This is a genomic window from Actinoplanes sp. NPDC051633 (assembly GCF_040681735.1).
GTDB lineage: Bacteria > Actinomycetota > Actinomycetes > Mycobacteriales > Micromonosporaceae > Actinoplanes.
The window spans coordinates 1-2,357 of the sequence record NZ_JBFAZH010001183.1; the positions used below are offsets into that span (position 1 = coordinate 1).

2 protein-coding genes and 1 pseudogene are annotated in these 2,357 nt (G+C 69.5%); all 3 read right to left on the minus strand.

Annotation, left to right across the window (positions count from 1 at the left end; translation table 11 throughout):
* A pseudogene (locus AB0M20_RS38720) lies at positions 1 to 333 on the minus strand (cytochrome P450); the annotation flags it as partial.
* Complete coding sequence (locus tag AB0M20_RS38725) at positions 326 to 1,582, minus strand: hypothetical protein (protein ID WP_364305938.1); 1,257 nt, start codon at positions 1,580 to 1,582, stop codon at positions 326 to 328. The pseudogene AB0M20_RS38720 and the gene AB0M20_RS38725, both read right to left, overlap by 8 nt.
* A 4-nt stretch (positions 1,583 to 1,586) precedes the next feature.
* On the minus strand, positions 1,587 to 2,357 hold a 771-nt coding region (locus AB0M20_RS38730; RefSeq protein WP_364305940.1), incomplete at its 5' end, for an alpha/beta hydrolase-fold protein.

Genomic DNA, 2,357 nt, shown 5'->3' on the forward strand with positions numbered 1-2,357 from the left:
CGCCAGGCGGCGCAGCCGGGTGTGGTCGGGCGGGTCGCGGTCCAGGAAGGACATGTCGGCCTCGGGCGCGGTGTTGGCCTGGTGGTTGCGTACGCCGAACCGCCGGTCCCGCAGCACGAGGTTGCACACGCGATGGCTTCCGGTGACGAAGTTCCCGAGCCGGGTGGGCAGCAGCGTCCCCTGCCGCCGCACGTCGTCGTAGATCGCGTAGGGGTCGTCGCGCCCGTACCGCAGGTGCAGCCGCGACATCGGGTCCCGCCGCACGTGCCCGTACCAGGCGAACTCCAGCCGCCGCCGGTAGAGCCCGTACGCGAAGGACAGCTCCCTACGCATTGTCCCGGATCCAGGCGTCGATCAGGCCGCCGAAGTGGCCGAGGAACCGGTCGTGCTCGTGCGCCGGGTACGTGCTGCGGACCGTCTCGTCGAGCAGCGTCCGGAACTCCGGCGACCGCACCCACTCGTAGACCATCTCGTCGACGTGCGACAGGTGCCGGGCGCAGAACTCGTGGTAGCGCTCGACGTCGAAGTAGTCGTCGGCGAGCTTGCGGTAGCCGGCCAGCTTCTCCGCGTACGAGAGGTCGTCACGGTCGCCGATCGCGAAGTAGTCGGCCGAGTTCATGTCCAGCCGGGGCTTGCGGCCGGTGACCACGCAGAACACCGTCCACCGCAGCAGCGCCGACATCGCCCACGGGAAGTAGTAGTGCAGCGAGGTGATGGCCACGTCGGGGCAGGCGTTGGCGTAGTCGATCGGGTACACCTCGTCGCCGCGGATCAGCGACTCGCAGGAGTTGAACTCCCACCGGAAGAACGCGTTGATCAGCCGCGAGATGGTGATCACCTCGTCGCCGGTCTCCGGACTGAGGAAGTCGTGCTCGACCGCGTACCGGTCGAACATCGGCAGCTCGGGCCGGAACTTCATCACCATGGTCTCCGGCCCGATGGTCAGCGAGCGGGCGAACACGTCGTAGTTCTCGACCGACGCCTGCAGGTGCATCAGCCGCTCGCCGGAGGCGTCGTAGGCGGCGTGCAGCTCGTCCGCGTTCCGGATCTTGGAGACGCCGACCCAGGCGCCGCCGTCGTAGGGCTTCATGAACATCGGGTAGCCCACCGACGCGGCCAGCTCGTCGAGGTCGAAGGACCGGTTGTAGCGCTTGGACGTGTACGCCCACCGCGAGTTGTCCAGCGGGTTCTTGTACGGCACCAGCACCGTCTCGGGCACCTTGAGGCCGAGCCGGATCATCGCGCAGTACGCCGCGTGCTTCTCCATCGACTGGAACGTGAACGGGCTGTTCAGCAGGTACACGTCGTCCATCAGCGCGGCCTTCTTGAGCCACTCGCGCGGGTGGTAGTACCAGTACGCGAGCCGGTCGATCACCAGCTCGTGTCGGGGCTTCGAGCGCAGGTTGAACGGCTCGATGGTGACCCGGACGCTTCTGACGTCGTGGGTCCGCCCGGCGTCGTCCTTCACCACCCCCACCCTCCGCAGCAGGGCCTCGTACGCCCGCGGCCAGTCGTCCTCAGTGCCCAGCAACAATCCGATGAGATGCTCGACGTCGGCCACGGTCGCCTCCCGGGTCAGCACACGGTCAGAACACTTCTTTCACAAGCGCGGTCAGGTACGGGTCGAGGGTGTCGCGCCATCCGGTCCAGGTGTGCGCGTCGGGCACCTCCGCGAAGGTCACGTCGTAGCCGTGCCCGCGCAGCACGGCCGCCATGTCGGCGTTGTTCGCCAGGTTCTCCTCCACCGCACCACAAGTAATGGCGATCGGCACGGCAGGACCGTCGGCACGGCGGCGGACCCGCCCGGTGAACCGGACGATCCGAAGGTACCGCCGGAAGCCGGACTCCTGGCGGTCGAAGCGCGGCTGGAAGAGGCTGGCCGACTGCAGGAACAGCGCGGCGAAGCGTTCCGGGTGCCGGCGCTGGGCGTGCAGCATCGCCAGGCCGCCGAGACTGGCGCCGACGCCGACGACCCGATCGGACGCGCCGAGCTCGGCGGTGACCTTGGGCAGCACGTCGTCGGCCAGCGACCGGGCATAGTCCGGGCTCGCCGAATACCACTCGAGGCGCTCGCCCGGCGGCAGCAGGACCAGGTGGTACGGCGGCACGCGGCCGGCGCCGATCATCGCGGCGGTGTAGCGGCCCAGCCCGCCGAACCTGTCGTAGTCGGGGCCGTCGTGCGCGACCACGACGCCGGTCGCCGGGACGCGCGGCGACCACACGCGGGCGATCATCTCGCTGCGCAGACGGGGCAGCGGCAGGTAGAGGTCGCGCCAGTCGCCGGGCGCCGGCGCCCAGGTCAGCCAGGCCGGCTCTCGATACTCCGGGCAGCGCAGCTCGGAGGAGTCGCCGAACCC